Source organism: Cronobacter malonaticus LMG 23826 (genome assembly GCF_001277215.2).
Lineage (GTDB): Bacteria > Pseudomonadota > Gammaproteobacteria > Enterobacterales > Enterobacteriaceae > Cronobacter > Cronobacter malonaticus.
On sequence record NZ_CP013940.1, the window covers coordinates 737,736 to 755,563 of the forward strand.

Annotated in this window: 21 protein-coding genes; 15 read left to right on the forward strand and 6 right to left on the reverse strand. The window is 59.3% G+C overall.

Annotation, left to right across the window (positions count from 1 at the left end; translation table 11 throughout):
• Positions 1-174 precede the first annotated feature (174 nt).
• Positions 175-909 (forward strand): phosphoadenosine phosphosulfate reductase, encoded by a 735-nt coding sequence (cysH, locus tag AFK66_RS03440; protein WP_004387915.1) that lies wholly within the window; start codon positions 175-177, stop codon positions 907-909.
• Positions 910-937: 28 nt separating this feature from the next.
• On the opposite strand, the gene AFK66_RS03445 is transcribed toward cysH, so the two are convergent.
• On the reverse strand, positions 938-1,927 hold the full coding sequence (locus tag AFK66_RS03445; RefSeq protein WP_023898084.1) for an aminopeptidase: 990 nt from the start codon (positions 1,925-1,927) through the stop codon (positions 938-940).
• A gap of 244 nt (positions 1,928-2,171) precedes the next feature.
• Between AFK66_RS03445 and cysG the strand changes: the two genes are divergently transcribed.
• From cysG to truD, 9 genes are all read left to right on the forward strand, one after another.
• Positions 2,172-3,587 (forward strand): siroheme synthase CysG, encoded by a 1,416-nt coding sequence (cysG, locus tag AFK66_RS03450; RefSeq protein WP_007795873.1) that lies wholly within the window; start codon positions 2,172-2,174, stop codon positions 3,585-3,587.
• A gap of 9 nt (positions 3,588-3,596) precedes the next feature.
• A complete protein-coding gene (gene cysD, locus AFK66_RS03455) occupies positions 3,597-4,505 on the forward strand; it encodes a sulfate adenylyltransferase subunit CysD (RefSeq protein ID WP_004387918.1) in 909 nt (302 codons plus the stop codon).
• A 9-nt stretch (positions 4,506-4,514) separates the two neighbouring features.
• Positions 4,515-5,942, forward strand: coding sequence for a sulfate adenylyltransferase subunit CysN (gene cysN / locus AFK66_RS03460; RefSeq protein WP_007777742.1), 1,428 nt, complete (start codon positions 4,515-4,517; stop codon positions 5,940-5,942).
• Positions 5,942-6,547 (forward strand): adenylyl-sulfate kinase, encoded by a 606-nt coding sequence (cysC, locus tag AFK66_RS03465; RefSeq protein ID WP_007777740.1) that lies wholly within the window; start codon positions 5,942-5,944, stop codon positions 6,545-6,547. Before cysN ends, cysC begins: the two co-directional genes overlap by 1 nt.
• A 49-nt stretch (positions 6,548-6,596) precedes the next feature.
• The gene (locus AFK66_RS03470) at positions 6,597-6,920 is read left to right on the forward strand and encodes a DUF3561 family protein (RefSeq protein WP_004387921.1); all 324 of its coding nucleotides are present in this window, start codon (positions 6,597-6,599) and stop codon (positions 6,918-6,920) included.
• 162 nt (positions 6,921-7,082) lie between these two features.
• On the forward strand, positions 7,083-7,394 hold the full coding sequence (gene ftsB, locus AFK66_RS03475; RefSeq protein ID WP_004387922.1) for a cell division protein FtsB: 312 nt from the start codon (positions 7,083-7,085) through the stop codon (positions 7,392-7,394).
• A gap of 19 nt (positions 7,395-7,413) precedes the next feature.
• Positions 7,414-8,124 carry a 2-C-methyl-D-erythritol 4-phosphate cytidylyltransferase gene (gene ispD, locus AFK66_RS03480; protein WP_023898085.1) on the forward strand — a complete coding sequence of 237 codons (711 nt, stop codon included), beginning with the start codon at positions 7,414-7,416 and terminating at the stop codon, positions 8,122-8,124.
• Positions 8,124-8,603: a 2-C-methyl-D-erythritol 2,4-cyclodiphosphate synthase gene (ispF, locus tag AFK66_RS03485; RefSeq protein ID WP_007701242.1), complete on the forward strand. Its 480-nt coding sequence runs from the start codon at positions 8,124-8,126 to the stop codon at positions 8,601-8,603. Before ispD ends, ispF begins: the two co-directional genes overlap by 1 nt.
• The gene (truD, locus tag AFK66_RS03490) at positions 8,600-9,649 is read left to right on the forward strand and encodes a tRNA pseudouridine(13) synthase TruD (protein ID WP_023898086.1); all 1,050 of its coding nucleotides are present in this window, start codon (positions 8,600-8,602) and stop codon (positions 9,647-9,649) included. The genes ispF and truD overlap by 4 nt, the downstream gene beginning before the upstream one ends.
• 70 nt (positions 9,650-9,719) lie before the next feature.
• On the opposite strand, the gene AFK66_RS03495 is transcribed toward truD, so the two are convergent.
• Together AFK66_RS03495 and AFK66_RS03500 are read right to left on the reverse strand one after the other, a co-directional pair.
• Positions 9,720-10,046 (reverse strand): DUF1493 family protein, encoded by a 327-nt coding sequence (locus AFK66_RS03495; protein ID WP_007751864.1) that lies wholly within the window; start codon positions 10,044-10,046, stop codon positions 9,720-9,722.
• Entirely contained in the window at positions 10,040-10,489 is a 450-nt protein-coding gene (locus AFK66_RS03500) for an STM2901 family protein (protein WP_014728168.1), read from the reverse strand. The genes AFK66_RS03495 and AFK66_RS03500 overlap by 7 nt, the downstream gene beginning before the upstream one ends.
• A gap of 377 nt (positions 10,490-10,866) precedes the next feature.
• Between AFK66_RS03500 and surE the strand changes: the two genes are divergently transcribed.
• From surE to rpoS, 4 genes are all read left to right on the forward strand, one after another.
• Entirely contained in the window at positions 10,867-11,628 is a 762-nt protein-coding gene (gene surE, locus AFK66_RS03505; protein WP_007777731.1) for a 5'/3'-nucleotidase SurE, read from the forward strand.
• The gene (locus tag AFK66_RS03510; RefSeq protein ID WP_007763606.1) at positions 11,622-12,248 is read left to right on the forward strand and encodes a protein-L-isoaspartate(D-aspartate) O-methyltransferase; all 627 of its coding nucleotides are present in this window, start codon (positions 11,622-11,624) and stop codon (positions 12,246-12,248) included. The genes surE and AFK66_RS03510 overlap by 7 nt, the downstream gene beginning before the upstream one ends.
• A 127-nt stretch (positions 12,249-12,375) precedes the next feature.
• Positions 12,376-13,512 (forward strand): murein hydrolase activator NlpD, encoded by a 1,137-nt coding sequence (gene nlpD / locus AFK66_RS03515; protein WP_007777728.1) that lies wholly within the window; start codon positions 12,376-12,378, stop codon positions 13,510-13,512.
• A 59-nt stretch (positions 13,513-13,571) separates the two neighbouring features.
• On the forward strand, positions 13,572-14,564 hold the full coding sequence (gene rpoS / locus AFK66_RS03520; RefSeq protein WP_007777727.1) for an RNA polymerase sigma factor RpoS: 993 nt from the start codon (positions 13,572-13,574) through the stop codon (positions 14,562-14,564).
• 54 nt (positions 14,565-14,618) lie between these two features.
• Here rpoS and AFK66_RS03525 read toward each other — a convergent pair whose 3' ends face one another.
• Both AFK66_RS03525 and AFK66_RS03530 read right to left on the reverse strand, forming a co-directional pair.
• Entirely contained in the window at positions 14,619-14,993 is a 375-nt protein-coding gene (locus AFK66_RS03525) for a hypothetical protein (protein ID WP_007777726.1), read from the reverse strand.
• Positions 14,990-16,372, reverse strand: coding sequence for an MFS transporter (locus tag AFK66_RS03530; protein ID WP_007777725.1), 1,383 nt, complete (start codon positions 16,370-16,372; stop codon positions 14,990-14,992). Before AFK66_RS03530 ends, AFK66_RS03525 begins: the two co-directional genes overlap by 4 nt.
• 108 nt (positions 16,373-16,480) lie before the next feature.
• Between AFK66_RS03530 and AFK66_RS03535 the strand changes: the two genes are divergently transcribed.
• A complete protein-coding gene (locus AFK66_RS03535; RefSeq protein ID WP_023898088.1) occupies positions 16,481-17,386 on the forward strand; it encodes a LysR family transcriptional regulator in 906 nt (301 codons plus the stop codon).
• A 2-nt stretch (positions 17,387-17,388) separates the two neighbouring features.
• On the opposite strand, the gene AFK66_RS03540 is transcribed toward AFK66_RS03535, so the two are convergent.
• A complete protein-coding gene (locus AFK66_RS03540) occupies positions 17,389-17,799 on the reverse strand; it encodes a MarR family winged helix-turn-helix transcriptional regulator (protein ID WP_007777720.1) in 411 nt (136 codons plus the stop codon).
• Between the last annotated feature and the right edge of the window lie 29 nt (positions 17,800-17,828).

Sequence of the window (17,828 nt, forward strand, 5' to 3'; positions counted from 1 at the left end):
CTGCGCTTATCCACCCTACAACGGGCTGCCTTTCCCCAGGGCGGGTAAGCGCAGCGCGCCCGCTAACGCCCAACGGTTAATATTCCGTAGGGCGGGTAAGCGTAGCGCACCTGCCAGCGCGCGTCTGGCGCGTCACCGCCGCACCGGTATCACATTCATGCAAGCGAGGTTCACATGTCCGTACTTGATCTACATGCGCTGAACGCACTGGAAAAAGACGCCCGCGCCGGGGCGCTGGCCGACACCAACGCGCAGCTTGAGGCGTTAAGCGCCGAAGCGCGCGTCAGCTGGGCGCTGGAAAACCTGCCGGGCGAGTTTGTGCTCTCCTCAAGCTTTGGTATTCAGGCGGCGGTCTGCCTGCATCTGGTCACGCAGCAGCGCCCGGATATTCCGGTGATCCTCACCGATACCGGCTATCTCTTCCCGGAAACCTACCGCTTTATCGACGAGCTGACCGAAAAGCTCAACCTGAACCTGAAAATCTACCGCGCCGAGCAAAGCCCGGCCTGGCAGGAGGCGCGCTACGGCAAGCTGTGGGAGCAGGGCGTTGAGGGGATTGAGAAATACAACGACATCAATAAGGTCGAGCCGATGAACCGCGCGCTGAAAGAACTTAACGCGCAGACCTGGTTTGCGGGCCTGCGCCGCGATCAGTCCGGCAGCCGCGCGAATCTGCCGGTGCTGGGCGTGCAGCGCGGCGTCTTTAAAATCCTGCCGATTATCGACTGGGACAACCGCACTGTTTATCAGTATCTCCAGAAGCACGGGCTGAAATACCACCCACTGTGGGACGAAGGCTATCTCTCGGTGGGCGATACCCATACCACCCGCAAATGGGAGCCAGGCATGGCGGAAGAAGAGACCCGCTTCTTTGGCCTTAAACGCGAGTGCGGCCTGCACGAAGGCTAATAAAAAGCGCGCCCTGAGGCGCGCTTTTTTACTTCTCCGCTTTCGCCAGCGTTTTCACCAGCGGCAGCAGTACGCGCATCACGTCGCGGCAGCGCTTATTGATACGCCCCGGTAGCGTCTGATCCAGGTATTGCAGGCTATCCTCGCGCGCGTTGTGCGCCACCGGCGCGAGCGCGTGACGCCCGCGATGGCGGGTGGCGTCATTAACGGCGGCTACCGCCAGCACCGGAATGCCCGCCTTATCAAACGCGGCGGCGTCGTTATCCGCAGGCAGCACGCTGTTTGCCGCGACCGGAATGCCAAAGCGGTGCGCGAGCTTCACCGCGCTGTCGCGCGTGAGCTGGCGCACCGCAGCGGGCGTATTCTTACCGCTGATAAACGCGAGTTTATCGCCCGCTACCAGATGGCTGAGATTAATCACCAGCAGCGTCTGTTTTTTCTCGATGGCGCTCATTCGTTTAAGCAGGTTCTCCGCGCCCATGCCGCCTTCTTCTTCACCGCTGGTGGCGATAAAGCGCACGCCGTAGCGCGTCGGCACATCTTTCAGGCGCTCCGCCAGCTCCAGCATCACGCCGACGCCCGCCGCGTTATCATCCACGCCCTGTAGCGTCAGCCCGCCAAGGTTGTTATCGACATCCGCGTCGCTCTGCGGCGCATAAGTATCAAAATGCGCCATCACGATGATCTGCTGCGGCGACGCGCCTTCGTGGGCGGCTATCACGGTGCTGCCGGTTACGTTCTGCCAGTTGGTGCGATGGTTTCCGGCGGTATAGATATAGCGGCTGTGAAACGCGCGGATATCGCTCTGATAGCCGAGGCGTACAAACTGTTGTCGCAGATAATCTGCGGCAAGCATCTCGGCGGGCGATCCTGTCATGCGGCCTGGAAATAACGTCGCGATATGACGGGTTTGCTCACTGGCGATATCGCCGGGGTGAAGAGATTGCGAGAAAGCGGGCAGGGTGAAGCATGCGCTCAGCGCCAGGCTCAGGGTGCAGCGGCGCACTGCGGAAAACATAGAACGTCCTTACTCAAAAAAGCGCGACCAGATAGTGGCGCTTAGTATGAAACTGTGACGACGGTTACACAATTTGATTTACCGTTAAACGCCCGAAATTTCACGGCTTAAGCACTTTTTGATATTTGCATTTCTGCGGCCTTATTCCTTTGTGGAACTATAAATGCCAATTCGTAATTTCATCTGCGATCGGCCTCCCCCTATAGTCCCCTCTGGTCCCCTGTTGTTAGCGAGTTGTATCGCCGTGGAATATCTCCCGTTATTTGCTCAACTGAAACAACGCCCGGTGCTGGTGGTTGGCGGCGGCGAAGTGGCGCTGCGTAAAATCGCGCTGCTGCGGCGCGCGGGCGCCTGCGTCTCTGTCGTGGCGAAAAAGCTGCACCCGGAACTCGCGGCACTTGAGCAGGAAGGCGCACTGCGCTGGCAGGCGCAGACATTTGAGCCTGCGCAGCTCGACGCGGTGTTTCTCGTTATCGCGGCAACCAACGACGCGGCGCTCAACCGCCGGGTCTTTGATGAAGCTAACGCTCGTCAGCGCCTGGTCAACGTGGTGGACGATCAGCCGCTGTGCTCGTTTATTTTCCCCTCAATCGTTGACCGCTCGCCGCTTATCGTCGCTATCTCCTCCAGCGGCAACGCGCCGGTGCTGGCGCGACTGTTGCGCGAGAAAATCGAATCTCTGCTGCCGGCAAGCCTCGGCCGTATGGCCGAAGTGGCGGGCGGCTTTCGCGATCGGATTAAAGCGCGCATTCCGACCACCGACGGACGCCGCCGCTTCTGGGAAAAAGCCTTTCGCGGACGCTTTGCGAGCCTGATGGCCGCGGGCGATACCCGCGCCGCCGAAGCGGTGCTGGAAGCCGAACTCGACGCGCCGCAAGGCCCGCAGGGGGAAATCATTCTGGTGGGCGCAGGCCCCGGCGACGCCGGGCTGTTGACGCTGCGCGGTTTGCAGGTGATGCAGCAGGCGGACGTCGTGCTTTACGACCATCTGGTGAGCGACGGCGTGCTGGATCTGGTACGCCGCGACGCCGACCGCATCTGTGTGGGCAAACGCGCGGGCGCGCATGCGGTGGCGCAGCATGAAACCAACCAGATGCTGATTGATTTCGCCCGTGAGGGCAAAACCGTGGTGCGCCTGAAAGGCGGCGACCCGTTTATTTTCGGGCGCGGCGGTGAAGAGCTGGAAGCGGCGAAAGCTGCAGGCGTACCGTTTCAGGTGGTGCCCGGCGTCACGGCGGCAAGTGGTGCCACGGCATATGCCGGCATTCCGCTGACCCACCGTGATTACGCCCAGAGCGCAGTATTTGTCACCGGTCACTACAAACCGGACAGCGAGCCGTTCGACTGGGCGCTGCTCGCCAAAAGCCGCCAGACGCTCGCCATCTATATGGGCACCATGAAAGCGGCGGAGATAAGCCAGCAGCTTATCGCGCACGGCCGCGACGCCAAAACGCCGGTCGCGGTGATAAGCCGCGGCACGCGCGAGGATCAGCGCGTTCTGACCGGCACGCTCGACACACTCAATATTCTTGCGAAAGACGCCCCCATGCCCGCGCTGCTTGTTGTGGGCGAAGTGGTGCAGCTCCACCAGCAGCTCGCCTGGTTTCAACATTCAACCGACGCGGAAGCGATTCGCTCTTCCGTGGTGAATCTGGCTTAAGGAAAGGTTATGGATCAAAAACGACTCACTCACCTGCGGCAACTGGAGGCGGAAAGCATCCATATCATTCGTGAAGTGGCTGCGGAATTCGCCAACCCGGTGATGATGTACTCCATCGGTAAAGACTCCAGCGTCATGCTGCATCTGGCGCGCAAGGCGTTTTACCCCGGCACGCTGCCATTCCCGCTGCTGCATGTGGATACCGGCTGGAAGTTTCGTGAAATGTACGAATTTCGCGACCGCACCGCCAAAGCCTACGGCTGCGAGCTGCTGGTGCACAAAAACCCGGAAGGCGTGGCGATGGGCATTAACCCGTTCGTCCACGGCAGCGCCAAACACACCGACATCATGAAAACCGAAGGGCTGAAGCAGGCGCTGAACAAATACGGTTTTGACGCGGCCTTCGGCGGTGCGCGTCGCGATGAAGAGAAATCGCGCGCGAAAGAGCGTATCTACTCCTTCCGCGACCGCTTCCACCGCTGGGATCCGAAAAACCAGCGCCCGGAGCTGTGGCACAACTACAACGGCCAGATCAACAAAGGCGAAAGCATTCGCGTCTTCCCGCTCTCCAACTGGACCGAGCTGGATATCTGGCAATACATCTACCTGGAAAATATCGAAATCGTTCCGCTGTATCTGGCCGCCGAGCGTCCGGTGCTGGAGCGCGACGGCATGCTGATGATGATCGACGACGATCGTATCGATTTGCAGCCGGGCGAAGAGATCAAACCGCGCATGGTGCGCTTCCGTACCCTGGGCTGCTGGCCGCTGACCGGCGCGGTGGAATCGAACGCGCAGACGCTGCCGGAGATCATCGAAGAGATGCTGGTCTCCACCACCAGCGAGCGCCAGGGGCGCGTTATCGACCGCGACCAGGCAGGCTCAATGGAGCTTAAAAAACGTCAGGGTTATTTCTAAGGAGCCGCCATGAACACCACTATCGCACAACAGATCGCCAAAGAAGGCGGCGTGGAAGCCTATCTGCACGCCCAGCAGCACAAAAGCCTGCTGCGCTTTCTGACCTGCGGCAGCGTGGATGACGGGAAAAGCACCCTGATTGGCCGCCTGCTCCACGATACCCGCCAGATTTATGAAGATCAGCTCTCGTCGCTGCACAATGACAGCAAGCGCCACGGCACCCAGGGCGAGAAGCTGGATCTCGCGCTGCTGGTGGACGGCCTTCAGGCCGAGCGCGAGCAGGGCATCACGATTGACGTGGCGTACCGCTATTTCTCCACCGAAAAACGCAAATTTATCATCGCCGATACCCCGGGGCATGAGCAGTACACCCGCAACATGGCGACCGGGGCTTCTACCTGCGATCTGGCGATCCTGCTGATGGACGCCCGTAAAGGCGTGCTGGATCAGACCCGCCGCCACAGCTTTATCTCCACACTGCTCGGCATCAAGCATCTGGTGGTGGCGGTGAACAAAATGGATCTGGTGGATTTCAGCGAAGAGACGTTTGAGCGCATTCGCCAGGATTATCTGACGTTCGCGGGCCAGTTGCCGGGCAACCTGGACATTCGCTTTGTGCCGCTGTCGGCGCTGGAAGGCGACAACGTGGCGGTGCAGAGCCAGAACATGCCGTGGTATACCGGCCCGACGCTGCTGGAAGTGCTGGAAAATATCGAGATCCAGCGCGTGGTCGACGAACAGCCGCTGCGTTTCCCGGTGCAGTATGTTAACCGCCCGAATCTCGATTTCCGTGGTTATGCGGGCACCGTCGCAGGCGGCGTGGTGAAAGTGGGCCAGCGCGTGAAGGCGCTGCCGTCCGGCGTGGAGTCGAGCGTGGCGCGTATCGTCACCTTTGACGGCGATTTAGAGGAAGCGGGCGCGGGCGAAGCCGTCACGCTGGTGCTGAAAGATGAAATCGACATCAGCCGCGGCGACCTGCTGGTGGACGCCTCCCAGACGTTGGCCGCAGTGCAAAGCGCGGCGGTGGATGTGGTCTGGATGGCCGAGCAGCCGCTGGTGCCGGGCCAGAGCTACGACATCAAAATCGCCGGGAAGAAAACCCGCGCGCGCGTGGATAACATCCACTATCAGGTCGATATCAACAACCTGACCCAGCGCGTGGTGGAAAACCTGCCGCTCAACGGCATCGGCCTTGTGGATCTGACCTTCGACGAGCCGCTGAACCTCGATAAATACCAGGAGAACCCGGTGACCGGCGGGCTTATCTTTATCGATCGCCTCTCTAACGTGACGGTCGGCGCGGGTATGGTGCGCGAGCCGCAACAGAATGTGTATCAGGAGCCTTCCGCGTTCAGCGCGTTTGAACTTGAGCTGAATCAGCTGATTCGCCGTCACTTCCCGCACTGGGGCGCGCGCGATCTGCTGGGAGGCAAATAATGGCGCAGCATGACGAAAACGTCGTCTGGCACGCCCACCCGGTGACCGCGGCGCAGCGCGAGCAGCTCCACGGCCACCGCGGCGTGGTGCTGTGGTTTACGGGGCTTTCGGGCTCCGGCAAATCCACCGTCGCAGGCGCGCTGGAAGAGGCGCTGCATCAGCTTGGCGTCAGCACCTATCTGCTGGATGGCGACAACGTGCGCCACGGCCTGTGCAGCGATCTGGGCTTTAGCGACGACGATCGTAAAGAGAACATTCGCCGCGTCGGCGAAGTGGCGAAACTGATGGTGGACGCGGGTCTGGTGGTGCTGACTGCGTTTATCTCGCCGCACCGCGCCGAGCGTCAGATGGTACGCGATCAGCTGGGGGAAGGGCGCTTTATCGAGGTGTTTGTGGACACGCCGCTTTCGGTGTGCGAAGCGCGCGATCCGAAGGGGCTGTATAAAAAAGCCCGCGCCGGCGAACTGCGTAACTTTACCGGCATTGATGCCGTGTATGAGGCACCCGAGAGTCCGGAACTTCATCTCGACGGCCAACAATTGGTAACAAATTTGATGGCGCAATTATTAGACCTGCTGCGTCGCGAAGATATCATCAAATCCTGAGACCGCGCCGGGAGTCCTTTTCCCGGCCCGTCACGTCACAGGATAAGCGATGCGGAATACCACGAATATGATTGTCACCCAGGCGGATAGCGCGCCTGCCGTCGAAGAACCCACCTGGGCCTGGCCTGGCGCCGTGGTGGGCTTTATTTCGTGGCTGCTGGCGCTTGGCGCGCCGTTTCTGCTCTACGGCTCCAATACGCTCTTTTTTATGCTCTACACCTGGCCGTTTTTTCTGGCGCTGATGCCGGTGGCCGTGGTGGTCGGCGTGGCGGTCTTTTCACTGCTGGAGCGTCGTCTGGTTTACAGCACGCTTGCCACGCTCATCAGCGTCGGGCTGATGTTCGGGCTGCTCTTTCTCTGGCTGGTGAGCTAACCTTTCGCGATTTTCACACTCTCTCTACCGGCGCATGCGCATCGGCGCGCTTTCTGTGGTACATTCTGCCGCTGTTTAATTTCTTAACCTGCACGTCGTAGCAAGCCGGGTAGAGTCCGGCGGGAAGTTATGGGATGATGAGGCCGTTTTTCAGGGGGCAGAATGGGTAAACTAACGCTGCTATTGCTGGCTTTGCTGGTCTGGCTACAGTATTCGCTGTGGTTTGGAAAAAACGGCATCCACGACTATTCCCGCGTAGCCGACGACGTGGCGGTACAGCAGGCCACGAACGCCAAACTCAAAGCGCGTAACGATCAGCTTTTCGCCGAGATAGACGATCTTAACGGCGGTCAGGAAGCTATCGAAGAGCGCGCGCGCAACGAATTAAGCATGACCAAACCGGGCGAAACCTTCTATCGCCTGGTGCCGGACGCCACGAAACGCGCCGGTGGGCCTGCGCAAAATAATCGATAACCAGAAGCGGGTTTTACACATGGCGCCTTCCTTTGCGGACGTGATTGCCGTGGTGCCGGCAGCCGGAATCGGCAGCCGTATGCAGACGGAATGTCCCAAACAATACCTCACCATCGGGAACCAGACGATTCTCGAACACGCGGTCGCCCCGCTGTTGCAGCATCCGCGCATCAGCCGGGTGATCATCGCGATAAACCCCGCCGATACCGCCTTTGCCCGGCTGCCGCTCGCGGCGCACCCGGATATCCAGGTGGTGCGCGGCGGCGCGCAGCGGGCTGATTCGGTGCTGGCCGGGCTTCAGGCCGCAGGCGACGCGCGCTGGGCGCTGGTGCATGACGCAGCGCGCCCGTGTCTTAGCGCCCAGGATCTTGAACGGCTGCTCGCCTTAACGGAAACCAGTCAGGTTGGCGGCATTCTCGCCGCGCCCGCCTGCGACACCATGAAGCGCGCGGAGCCAGGCAAACCCGCCATCGCGCATACCGTCGATCGCGAAAATCTCTGGCACGCGCTCACCCCGCAGCTGTTCCCGCTGGAACTGCTGCGCGACTGCCTGACGCGCTCACTCGCGGAAGGCGCGACCATTACCGACGAAGCCTCGGCGCTGGAGCACTGCGGTTTCCACCCGGAGCTGGTCGCCGGTCGCGCGGACAATATTAAAGTGACCCGCCCTGAGGATCTGGCTCTGGCGGCGTTCTATCTTACCCGCTTAACCCCTATGGAGACGGCATAATGCGTATCGGACATGGTTTTGACGTACACGCCTTTGGTGGCACAGGCCCGATTATTCTTGGCGGCGTCCGTATTCCTTATGAGCAAGGGCTGCTGGCGCACTCTGACGGCGATGTGGCGCTCCACGCGCTGACCGATGCGCTGCTTGGCGCGGCGGCGCTGGGCGATATTGGCAAACTGTTCCCGGATACCGATCCGGCCTTTAAAGGCGCAGACAGCCGTGAACTGCTGCGTGAAGCCTGGCGTCGTATCCAGGCGAAGGGCTATACGCTTGGCAACGTCGATGTCACCATCATCGCCCAGGCACCGAAAATGGCTCCGCACATCCCGCAGATGCGCGTGTTTATCGCCGAAGATCTGGGCTGCCATATGGAGCAGGTGAATGTGAAAGCGACCACCACGGAAAAACTCGGCTTTACCGGCCGCGGCGAAGGCATCGCCTGCGAGGCGGTGGCGCTGCTGATGAAGGCTGGCGCATGAGTGATTTCAACACGCTGCGCTGGCTGCACGGCCAGCCGCAGGGGCAGGGGCGTCTGAAGACCAGCCCGGGCGATTTTCAGGTGGTCGAGGATTTAGGCTTCGCGCCGGACGGCGACGGTGAACACCTGCTGGTGCGCATCCGTAAAACTGGCTGCAACACCCGCGCGGTGGCGGACGCGCTGGCGAAGTTTCTCGGCATCGCGGCACGTGAGGTCAGCTTCGCGGGGCAGAAAGATAAATACGCCGTCACGGAGCAGTGGCTGTGCGCGCGCCTGCCGGGCAAAGAGATGCCCGCGATGCGCGCGTTTACGCTCGAAGGCTGTGAAGTGCTGGAATTCGCCCGCCACCGCCGCAAGCTGCGTTTAGGCGCGCTGAAAGGCAACCGCTTCTCGCTGGTGCTGCGCGATATCACGCACCGCGATGAAATCGAACAGCGGCTGGGCCTGATTGGCGAAAAGGGCGTGCCGAACTATTTCGGTCCGCAGCGTTTCGGGCGGGGCGGCAGCAATATTTACCAGGCGAAGCGCTGGGCGCAAACCGGCCAGCCGCCGCGCGAGCGCAATAAGCGCGGCTTCGCGCTCTCTGCCGCGCGCAGCCTGATGTTTAACACGCTGGTTAGCGAACGTCTGCAACGCTTCGGGGTGAATCAGGTGATGGACGGCGACGCGCTGCAACTCGCCGGGCGCGGCAGCTGGTTTGTCGCCACGCCTGAAGAGCTTACTGATTTACAGGCTCGGGTGGATAACGGCGAGCTGCTTATCACCGCCGCGCTGCCCGGCACCGGCGACTGGGGCACCCAGCGCGCGGCGCTGGCGTTTGAGCAGACGACGCTTGCAGATGAAACCGAGCTGCTCACGCTGCTGACCCGTGAAAAGGTCGAGGCCGCCCGACGTGCCATGTTACTGTTCCCGCGCGAGCTGCGCTGGCAGTGGCAGGACGACGCGACGCTTGAGGTGAGCTTCTGGCTGCCCGCCGGCAGCTTCGCCACCAGCGTTATCCGGGAGCTGTTTAATACCGCTGACGATGTCTCGGATATCAGCGAGTAACAGCCCATTGCGCTGGCTTCTTCGCGACGCATTAAAAAACCGCCCCAGGGCGGTTTTTTTGTCGCTACGCTCAGTCAAACAGCCATCGCCCGGCTTTCGCGGATTGCGCAAACATGCGTACGGTCAACGGTTTCGCCGTCTGCACGACAGGTTTACGGGTGAACCATCGACGAAAGAACCACGGTTTTTCCCATGGAAAGTAGCGATCCCAGTTCATTGCTGACATATCGACATGAAAATGTTGATCGTACTGGTTAATGGCTGCCAGCAGATCGTCAGGCTCCGCATATTCCTGCAATGCATCATCTATTTCGAGAGGGATGCTGTTAAGCCTGAGATCGGCAAGCGTGGGCAATGCCTTACGAAAGAAAGCCAGCACGTCGTCTTCAGTTACCATATTTTATCGTTGCCTCTGGCTATCCTGTTGTATTTGTTCATTACATTAAATGTAATTGTAGCGAAATCTTTGGCGAGTAATACCCAACCGACAACAGGTATTGTTCTACCAACAAAAGCACCAAGATTCCTGGTCATCATAGGTCTTAACGTTTTGATGCTTGCGTTAGTGAAAGTAGGAAGTGGACGTGGCAATTCAATATTGAGCCATCGACGTCCTGCTGCTGAGGCAATGGATGTGCCCGGAGTTGCACCTCGGGGCTTACCCCGTGTCTTGAGGATGGGTTGTCCCAACAGTATTAATGAGATAGTAAGAAGATCACCAATGTTGCCAAAATAATCGTTAATTTCATCAAGCATGATCCAGAAAAATAATTCGCCTGCTGAAATGTTACAAATCCCTTTATAAAAGTATGTGCCGTTAAGTTCTTCAACCGTGTCCATATTGCACTCATCCTTTTAAACTGTTGAATGAAAATTATACGAGGCAGTATATTATCCATACAATAAAAGGGGTTAAAGATCAGATTAACACTCGGCCAAACTTTCTCTTTCCTCGGCAGAGCCAGTTTGGCTTTCCTCGCAAAAATGAACTAATAACTGATGACGCGAAGCGCGGGACGTTACCCCTCCTGCTCATGTAACAACATGATATTGCGAAAATCGACCCTACCGGACAGCGGCATCGCGCGTTAGAATGCCAGCGAGCGGCTATCCGGCCTTCTGCCTGAATCAGCTTCAGCGCAGGCAAACTGAAAAAGCAGAATGAGATTTAGGAATCACGCTTGCATGTTTAACACCAGGAAAGGATTACGCGCTTTATGCGGATATTGTTAAGTAATGATGACGGGATCCACGCGCCGGGCATTCAGGCGCTGGCGAAAGCGCTGCGTGAATTTGCCGAGGTTCAGGTGGTGGCTCCCGACCGCAACCGTAGCGGCGCGTCTAACTCCTTAACGCTCGAATCTTCGCTTCGCACGTTCACTTACCCCAACGGCGACATCGCGGTGCAGATGGGCACGCCCACCGACTGCGTCTTCCTCGGCGTTAACGCGCTGATGCGCCCGCGCCCCGATGTGGTGGTCTCCGGCATTAACGCCGGGCCGAATCTTGGCGATGACGTGATTTACTCCGGCACCGTGGCGGCGGCGATGGAAGGCCGTCATCTGGGACTGCCGGCGCTCGCGGTGTCGCTCAACGGCCACGAGCATTACGAGACCGCCGCTGCCGTGACCTGCACGTTGTTACGCGCGCTCGCCCGCGAGCCGCTGCGCACCGGGCGCATCCTCAATATCAACGTGCCCGATCTACCGCTTGAGGAGATCAAAGGCATTCGCGTCACCCGTTGCGGCAGCCGTCATCCGGCGGATAAAGTCATTCCGCAGGACGATCCGCGTGGCAACACGCTTTACTGGATTGGCCCGCCGGGCGAGAAGCTCGACGCCGGCCCGGATACCGATTTCGCTGCGGTGGACGAAGGCTACGTCTCCGTCACGCCGCTGCATGTCGATTTAACCGCGCACAGCGCGCAGGATGTGGTAACCCGCTGGTTATCCAGCGCCGGAGTGAACGGGCAATGGTAAACAATCGTGTTCAGACCCTTCTGAATCAACTGCGTGCTCAGGGCATCAAAGATGAACGCGTGCTTGAGGCCCTTTCGCGCGTACCGCGTGAAAAGTTTGTCGATGAAGCGTTTGAGCACAAAGCCTGGGAGAACGTGGCGCTGCCTATCGGTTCAGGGCAAACCATTTCTCAGCCTTATATGGTGGCGCGGATGACCGAGCTTCTGACGCTTACGCCCGCTTCCAGGGTGCTGGAAATCGGCACCGGCTCCGGCTACCAGACGGCGATTCTGGCCCATCTGGTGCATCATGTCTGTTCTGTCGAGCGCATTAAAAGCCTGCAATGGCACGCCAGGCGGCGTTTAAAGCAGCTCGATCTGCACAATATTTCCACCCGCCACGGCGATGGCTGGCAGGGCTGGCAGGCGCGCGCGCCATTTGACGCTATTATTGTGACTGCCGCTCCGCCTGAAATCCCGACAGCCTTGCTGTCGCAACTGGACGAGGGCGGCATTCTGGTTCTTCCCGTGGGCGACGAACAGCAGGTGTTAAAGCGCGTTCGTCGGCGGGGGAGCGAATTTATTATCGACACCGTAGAAGCCGTGCGCTTTGTGCCTCTGGTAAAAGGGGAACTGGCGTAAACCAGGAATTTTTCCTGAGTTTTTAGCGCGTTTTTGGCGTATGGTGGGCGAAAATCGCGCCGGCCAGACGCCGGGCAGAGCGGTTGTCATCGTATTTATAGAGAAGTAAACCATTCCAGGGGGATAAATGAGCGCGGGAAGCCCAACCTTCACAGCACGCCGTGTCGCGGCGCTGTCACTGATTTCGCTTTGTCTGGCGGCATGTAATTCAAATAACTCCTCCGCACCGGCGCCTGTCAGTTCCGTTGGCGGCAGCACGAGCAGCGCAGAAGCCAGTTCCGGCGCAGGCGGCGGGATGATCATGCCGCCATCGAATATCTCCACGCAGGCGAGCCAGCCGCAGATTCAGCCAGCGCCGGTTCAGCCGCAGATAAGCCAGCCGCGTCAGGCGCAGGCGATCCCTGAAGAGCCGGTTCAGACCCAAAATGGGCGTATTGTTTACAATCGCAAGTATGGGAATATTCCGAAAGGCAGCTATGCGGGCGGCAGCACCTACACCGTAAAACGCGGCGATACGCTGTTTTATATCGCCTGGATTACCGGGAACGATTTCCGTGACCTCGCGCAGCGTAACCATATTGAAGCCCCGTACAGCCTTAATGTCGGTCAGACGTTACAGGTAGGTAACGCTTCTGGTACGCCGATCACAGGTGGCAATGCAATTACACAAGCTGATGCAAGCGCACAAGGAATAGTCTCAAAACCTGCGCAAAATACCAGCACGGTGGTTGCGTCCAAACCGACAATTATTTACTCTGAGGATTCAGGTGAACAGAGTGCTAACAAAATGTTGCCTGGGAATGTGAGCTCTGGGGCAGTCGTAGCTCCTTCCACAGCACCTGCTGTTAGCACGCAAGAACCGACCGTAAGCAGCACGACCAATAGCGCACCTGTCGCTACCTGGCGCTGGCCGACTGAAGGCAACGTTATCGAGAACTTCTCCGCCGCTGAAGGGGGGAATAAAGGGATCGATATCGCAGGCAGCAAAGGACAGGCAATCATCGCGACCGCGGATGGTCGTGTTGTGTACGCCGGTAATGCGCTTCGCGGTTACGGTAATCTTATTATCATCAAACACAACGATGATTACCTGAGTGCCTACGCTCATAACGACACAATGCTGGTCCGGGAACAACAAGAAGTTAAGGCGGGGCAGAAAATCGCTACCATGGGTAGCTCCGGAACCAGTTCAACACGCTTGCATTTTGAAATTCGTTACAAGGGGAAATCCGTAAACCCGCTGCGCTATTTGCCGCAGCGATAAATTGGCAGAGTGCGCTTCTTCAGGCGCTTTGCTCAGGGATCACGGGTAGGAGCCACCTTATGAATCAGAATACGCTGAAAGTTCATGACTTAAATGAAGACGCGGAATTTGATGAGAACGGAGTAGAGGCTTTTGACGAAAAAGCCTTGGTAGAAGAGGAACCCAGTGATAACGACCTGGCTGAAGAAGAGCTGCTGTCGCAGGGTTCAACACAGCGTGTATTAGATGCAACTCAGCTGTATCTTGGTGAGATTGGTTATTCGCCTCTGCTAACCGCTGAAGAAGAAGTTTATTTCGCACGCCGCGCTCTGCGTAGTGATGTGGCCTCCCGCCGTCGCATGATCGAAAGTAACCTGCGTCTGGTGGTGAAGATTGCCCGCCGTTACAGCAATCGTGGTCTGGCGCTGCTGGATCTGATTGAAGAGGGCAACCTGGGGCTTATCCGCGCTGTTGAGAAATTTGACCCGGAACGCGGGTTCCGTTTCTCCACTTACGCAACCTGGTGGATTCGTCAGACCATTGAACGGGCAATCATGAACCAAACCCGTACGATTCGCCTGCCGATTCACATCGTAAAAGAGCTTAACGTCTATCTGCGTACCGCTCGTGAACTGTCCCATAAACTGGACCACGAACCGAGTGCAGAAGAGATTGCAGAACAGCTGGATAAACCGGTTGATGACGTTAGCCGTATGCTGCGCCTGAACGAGCGTATTACCTCTGTTGACACCCCGCTGGGTGGCGATTCAGAGAAAGCGCTGCTGGATATCCTGGCTGATGAGAAAGACAACGGCCCGGAAGACACCACGCAAGACGATGATATGAAACAGAGCATCGTCAAATGGCTGTTCGAACTGAACGCCAAACAGCGTGAAGTTCTGGCCCGTCGTTTCGGTCTGCTCGGTTACGAAGCGGCAACGCTTGAAGATGTCGGCCGTGAAATTGGCCTGACTCGTGAACGCGTTCGCCAGATTCAGGTTGAAGGCCTGCGCCGTCTGCGTGAAATTCTGCAGGGCCAGGGGCTGAACATCGAAGCGCTGTTCCGCGAATAATCACCCTTCCTGTCAAAAGGGCCAGTCATCTGACTGGCCTTTTTCTTTTGCGCCTTATGCCTGTCGCGTTTCATGCAGGTGACGCCAGCGCGGTTCTCCTTGAGAAAGTTCAAACACAACGGTCGACCAGCGAACCGTGCTCTCCTGCGCTATCCGCTGCGTTTCTCGATACCCCACCACTGCGCCATCGGGCCACTCGGCGATTACCGAAAGCGCATCCATCTGAATCTCAAGCCCGGGCTTACTGCCGCCCGCGCCGGTAAAGAACGCGTTAAGCATGTGCCTATCAAGCGGCGCGCCGTTCAGCGGGATCATGGAATAGTCCGGGCTAAAACGGCCCAGCAGCGCCTGGACATCGCCCTCGCCCCGGCCGAGCCAGCGTTCAATCGCCACATGGGCGTCGAGAACTTCTTTAAACCAGCGATTCATCTCTTCTCCTTCTCTTCGACAAATGACAGCGTGACAGCCTGACGGGGCAGACGCCACGCGAAAATCAGCGGCACCAGCGTCAGCGCCGCCGCAAGGGTAAAGGTCGTCTGCCAGGCGGTGAGCGGCGAAAGCCACGTCAGCAGCGCATTCAGCGCGAGGCTCACCAGCGTGACGCCAAAGCAGAAGCTGAGCTGGCGGTTGATGTTCCACACTGCGCTGGCGTCCGGCATATCGGCGTTAGCGGTATGCAAAAACGCGCTGCTCTGCGCCGTACTGCTGCACAGGCTGCCGCCTGCGCCCATCAGAAAGAATGCCGTCACCAGCAGCGCCCACGGGCTCTGCGCATCGGTTTGCGTCAGCAGCACAATCCCGCCCGCCTGCAACAGGCAGCCGAGGGAAATTAACGGCCGCGGGCCGAGGCGGTTAAACAGACGGGCAGTCGCGGAAATCGCCATAAACGACGCCACCGACCATGGCACCATCAGCGCGCCGCTGGCGGCAGGTGAAAGCCCGGCGACGGTTTGTAGCCAGAACATGCCGACCACGTTAACGCCAATAAACATGCCGGGCACGCACTGATAAACCAGCATCGAAAAACGCATCAGCGGCTCGCCCAGCAGATGCACCCTCAGCAGCGGCGCGGGATGACGACGACAGCGGCGCAGCATCAGCGTAATAAGCACAATGCCCGACGCCAGACCTGCCGCCGCCAGCCACGGCGCGGTTTTTTCGCTAAGCCCGTTCAGCCCGAACAGCACCAGCAGCAGGCCGCCCGCGCCGGTAATAACGCTTATCGTATCGAGCGGGCGTTTATCGCGCGCTGGCGCATCGGGCCTGAGCCAGCAGAACGCCATCACGAGCGCCAGCAGCGAGAGCGGCAGGCTCGCCAGAAAGACCCACTGCCAGCCCGCCGTCTGGACGATAATCCCGCCTGCGACCGGCGAAAGCGCCGGTGCCAGCAGGCCCGTCAGCATCACGGCGGAAGAGAGCCCGGCACGCTCGTGTTTTGCAAACAGCTGCCAGGCCAGCGCCTGTCCGACCGGGATCAGCACGCCGCCGCCCGCGCCCTGGATGACGCGCCAGAAGATGAGCGACTCCAGTGACGTCGCCAGGCCGCAGGCCGCCGTCGCCACGGTGAACAGCGCCAGCGACAGTAAAAACAGACGCCGCGCGCCGAGGCGCTGCGTGAGCCAGGCGCTGAGCGGGATAACCACCGTCAGCCCGGCAATGTAGCCGTTGCTAATCCAGGAAAGCTGCGTCACCGACGCATGCAGCGCATCGCCAATGGCCGGAAAGGCCACCGCCGCGATAAACATATTGATGAGATCGAGAAAAAAGCCCAGCAGGTAAATCAGGGTAACTCTGTTTCGGTAGGTCATGACACGCCCTCAGTGGAAGAGGGGCACTCTAACCGCTCGCCATGAAAGGAAAAACGGCGTCCGGGTTGATATACTGTCAAACCCTTTTTGACAATCGGCGTAACGAAGATGCTGAATTTATCGCGGCTGGCTATGTTTGTCGCCGTCGTGGACGCGAAAAGCTTTACCGGTGCCGCCGCGGCACTCGGGCAGACCAAAGCCGTAGTCAGCTTTAATATCCGCCAGCTTGAAAGCGAACTGGGCGTGACGCTGCTGCTGCGCTCGACGCGCCGCCTGACGCTGACCGACGCGGGCGAGCGTTTATACCAGCGCAGCCTGTTACTGCTAAAAGATGCCGGTGCGCTGCTGGAGGATGTGCAGGCAAGCCATGACGGGTTTAGCGGCGAGCTGCGCGTGACCACCACGCCGGAATATGCAACCCATGTGGTCGGCCCGGCGCTCGCCGCCTTCAGCCGCGCGCATCCGGCGCTGCGCATTCGTCATTTTTCGTCGTCGCAGCACGCCGATTTAATCTCAGAGCGCGTGGATGTCGCAATCCGGCTCGGCACGTTGCAGGATTCCGCCTATCGCGCGGCGCTGATTTCCCGTTTCGATATTTTTCCCGTCGCGTCGCCCGCGTGGCTTGAACGCCACCCGATCTCAACGCCGGAGGCGCTCAGCCAGGCGGACTGGCTGTTGCATACCCGGCTGGCGTCGCCGCTGCGCTGGGAGCTTACCGGCCCGCACAACGAGACGCTGTGGTTTGAGATAACGCGCCCGCCCGTCATAGCGGCCGACGGCGCAGGCGCGCTGATGACGTTCGCGCTGGAAGGCTGCGGCGTGGCGCTGCTGCCCGCGTGGCTGGTTAAAACCGCGCTGGAAGAGGAAAGCCTGGTGCGGCTACTCCCTGCGTATCGCTTCCCTGCGCAGGGCGTTTATGCGGTCTACCCCGACGCACGCCACGTTTCCGGCAAAGTGCGGGGGTTTATCGATTTTCTGCGCGCGCGCGAAGCGCAGGCGGCGGCAGGCAAATAGCGTTACGGTTTGTCTATCATCCGCGTGATGAGCGTGGCGAACAGCGCGCGTTCTTCGGCGTTCAGCTTGCCTAAAAACGCCTCATCTACGGCGTCGCCCTTCGGAATGCTGGCGTGCAACAGCGCCTCGCCCTCCGGCGTGAGGTAAATAAACCGGCGGCGCTTATCCTCCGGCGCGCTTTCACGGCGCACCAGCCCGCGGCTCTCCATCCGGCTCAGCATTTCGGCAAGCGTCGCTTTAGTGCTGACGGCGGCCTCGATCAACGCCACCTGTTCAATGCCGGGGTTTTCGGCTATCGATCGCAGCACCGCGTATTGCGGCTTGGTCAGCTCAGGCAACGCCAGTTGCCACTGCGCCGTATGCTGCTGAAAAAGCTGGCGTAACAGATGAAAGGCTTGTTGATTAACGGCCATACACACTCCGGGATCAAAATCACCTCACC

Coding starts and splice junctions, on each gene's coding strand:
- ftsB (WP_004387922.1), top strand. CDS start 7,083: ATGGGTAAACTAACGCTGCTATTGCTGGCTTTGCTGGTCTGGCTACAG.
- nlpD (WP_007777728.1), top strand. CDS start 12,376: ATGAGCGCGGGAAGCCCAACCTTCACAGCACGCCGTGTCGCGGCGCTG.
- ispF (WP_007701242.1), top strand. CDS start 8,124: ATGCGTATCGGACATGGTTTTGACGTACACGCCTTTGGTGGCACAGGC.
- surE (WP_007777731.1), top strand. CDS start 10,867: ATGCGGATATTGTTAAGTAATGATGACGGGATCCACGCGCCGGGCATT.
- truD (WP_023898086.1), top strand. CDS start 8,600: ATGAGTGATTTCAACACGCTGCGCTGGCTGCACGGCCAGCCGCAGGGG.
- cysN (WP_007777742.1), top strand. CDS start 4,515: ATGAACACCACTATCGCACAACAGATCGCCAAAGAAGGCGGCGTGGAA.
- AFK66_RS03540 (WP_007777720.1), bottom strand. CDS start 17,799: ATGGCCGTTAATCAACAAGCCTTTCATCTGTTACGCCAGCTTTTTCAG.
- AFK66_RS03525 (WP_007777726.1), bottom strand. CDS start 14,993: ATGAATCGCTGGTTTAAAGAAGTTCTCGACGCCCATGTGGCGATTGAA.
- AFK66_RS03495 (WP_007751864.1), bottom strand. CDS start 10,046: ATGGTAACTGAAGACGACGTGCTGGCTTTCTTTCGTAAGGCATTGCCC.
- rpoS (WP_007777727.1), top strand. CDS start 13,572: ATGAATCAGAATACGCTGAAAGTTCATGACTTAAATGAAGACGCGGAA.
- AFK66_RS03470 (WP_004387921.1), top strand. CDS start 6,597: ATGCGGAATACCACGAATATGATTGTCACCCAGGCGGATAGCGCGCCT.
- cysC (WP_007777740.1), top strand. CDS start 5,942: ATGGCGCAGCATGACGAAAACGTCGTCTGGCACGCCCACCCGGTGACC.
- ispD (WP_023898085.1), top strand. CDS start 7,414: ATGGCGCCTTCCTTTGCGGACGTGATTGCCGTGGTGCCGGCAGCCGGA.
- AFK66_RS03445 (WP_023898084.1), bottom strand. CDS start 1,927: ATGTTTTCCGCAGTGCGCCGCTGCACCCTGAGCCTGGCGCTGAGCGCA.
- AFK66_RS03535 (WP_023898088.1), top strand. CDS start 16,481: ATGCTGAATTTATCGCGGCTGGCTATGTTTGTCGCCGTCGTGGACGCG.
- AFK66_RS03510 (WP_007763606.1), top strand. CDS start 11,622: ATGGTAAACAATCGTGTTCAGACCCTTCTGAATCAACTGCGTGCTCAG.
- cysH (WP_004387915.1), top strand. CDS start 175: ATGTCCGTACTTGATCTACATGCGCTGAACGCACTGGAAAAAGACGCC.
- AFK66_RS03500 (WP_014728168.1), bottom strand. CDS start 10,489: ATGGACACGGTTGAAGAACTTAACGGCACATACTTTTATAAAGGGATT.
- AFK66_RS03530 (WP_007777725.1), bottom strand. CDS start 16,372: ATGACCTACCGAAACAGAGTTACCCTGATTTACCTGCTGGGCTTTTTT.
- cysD (WP_004387918.1), top strand. CDS start 3,597: ATGGATCAAAAACGACTCACTCACCTGCGGCAACTGGAGGCGGAAAGC.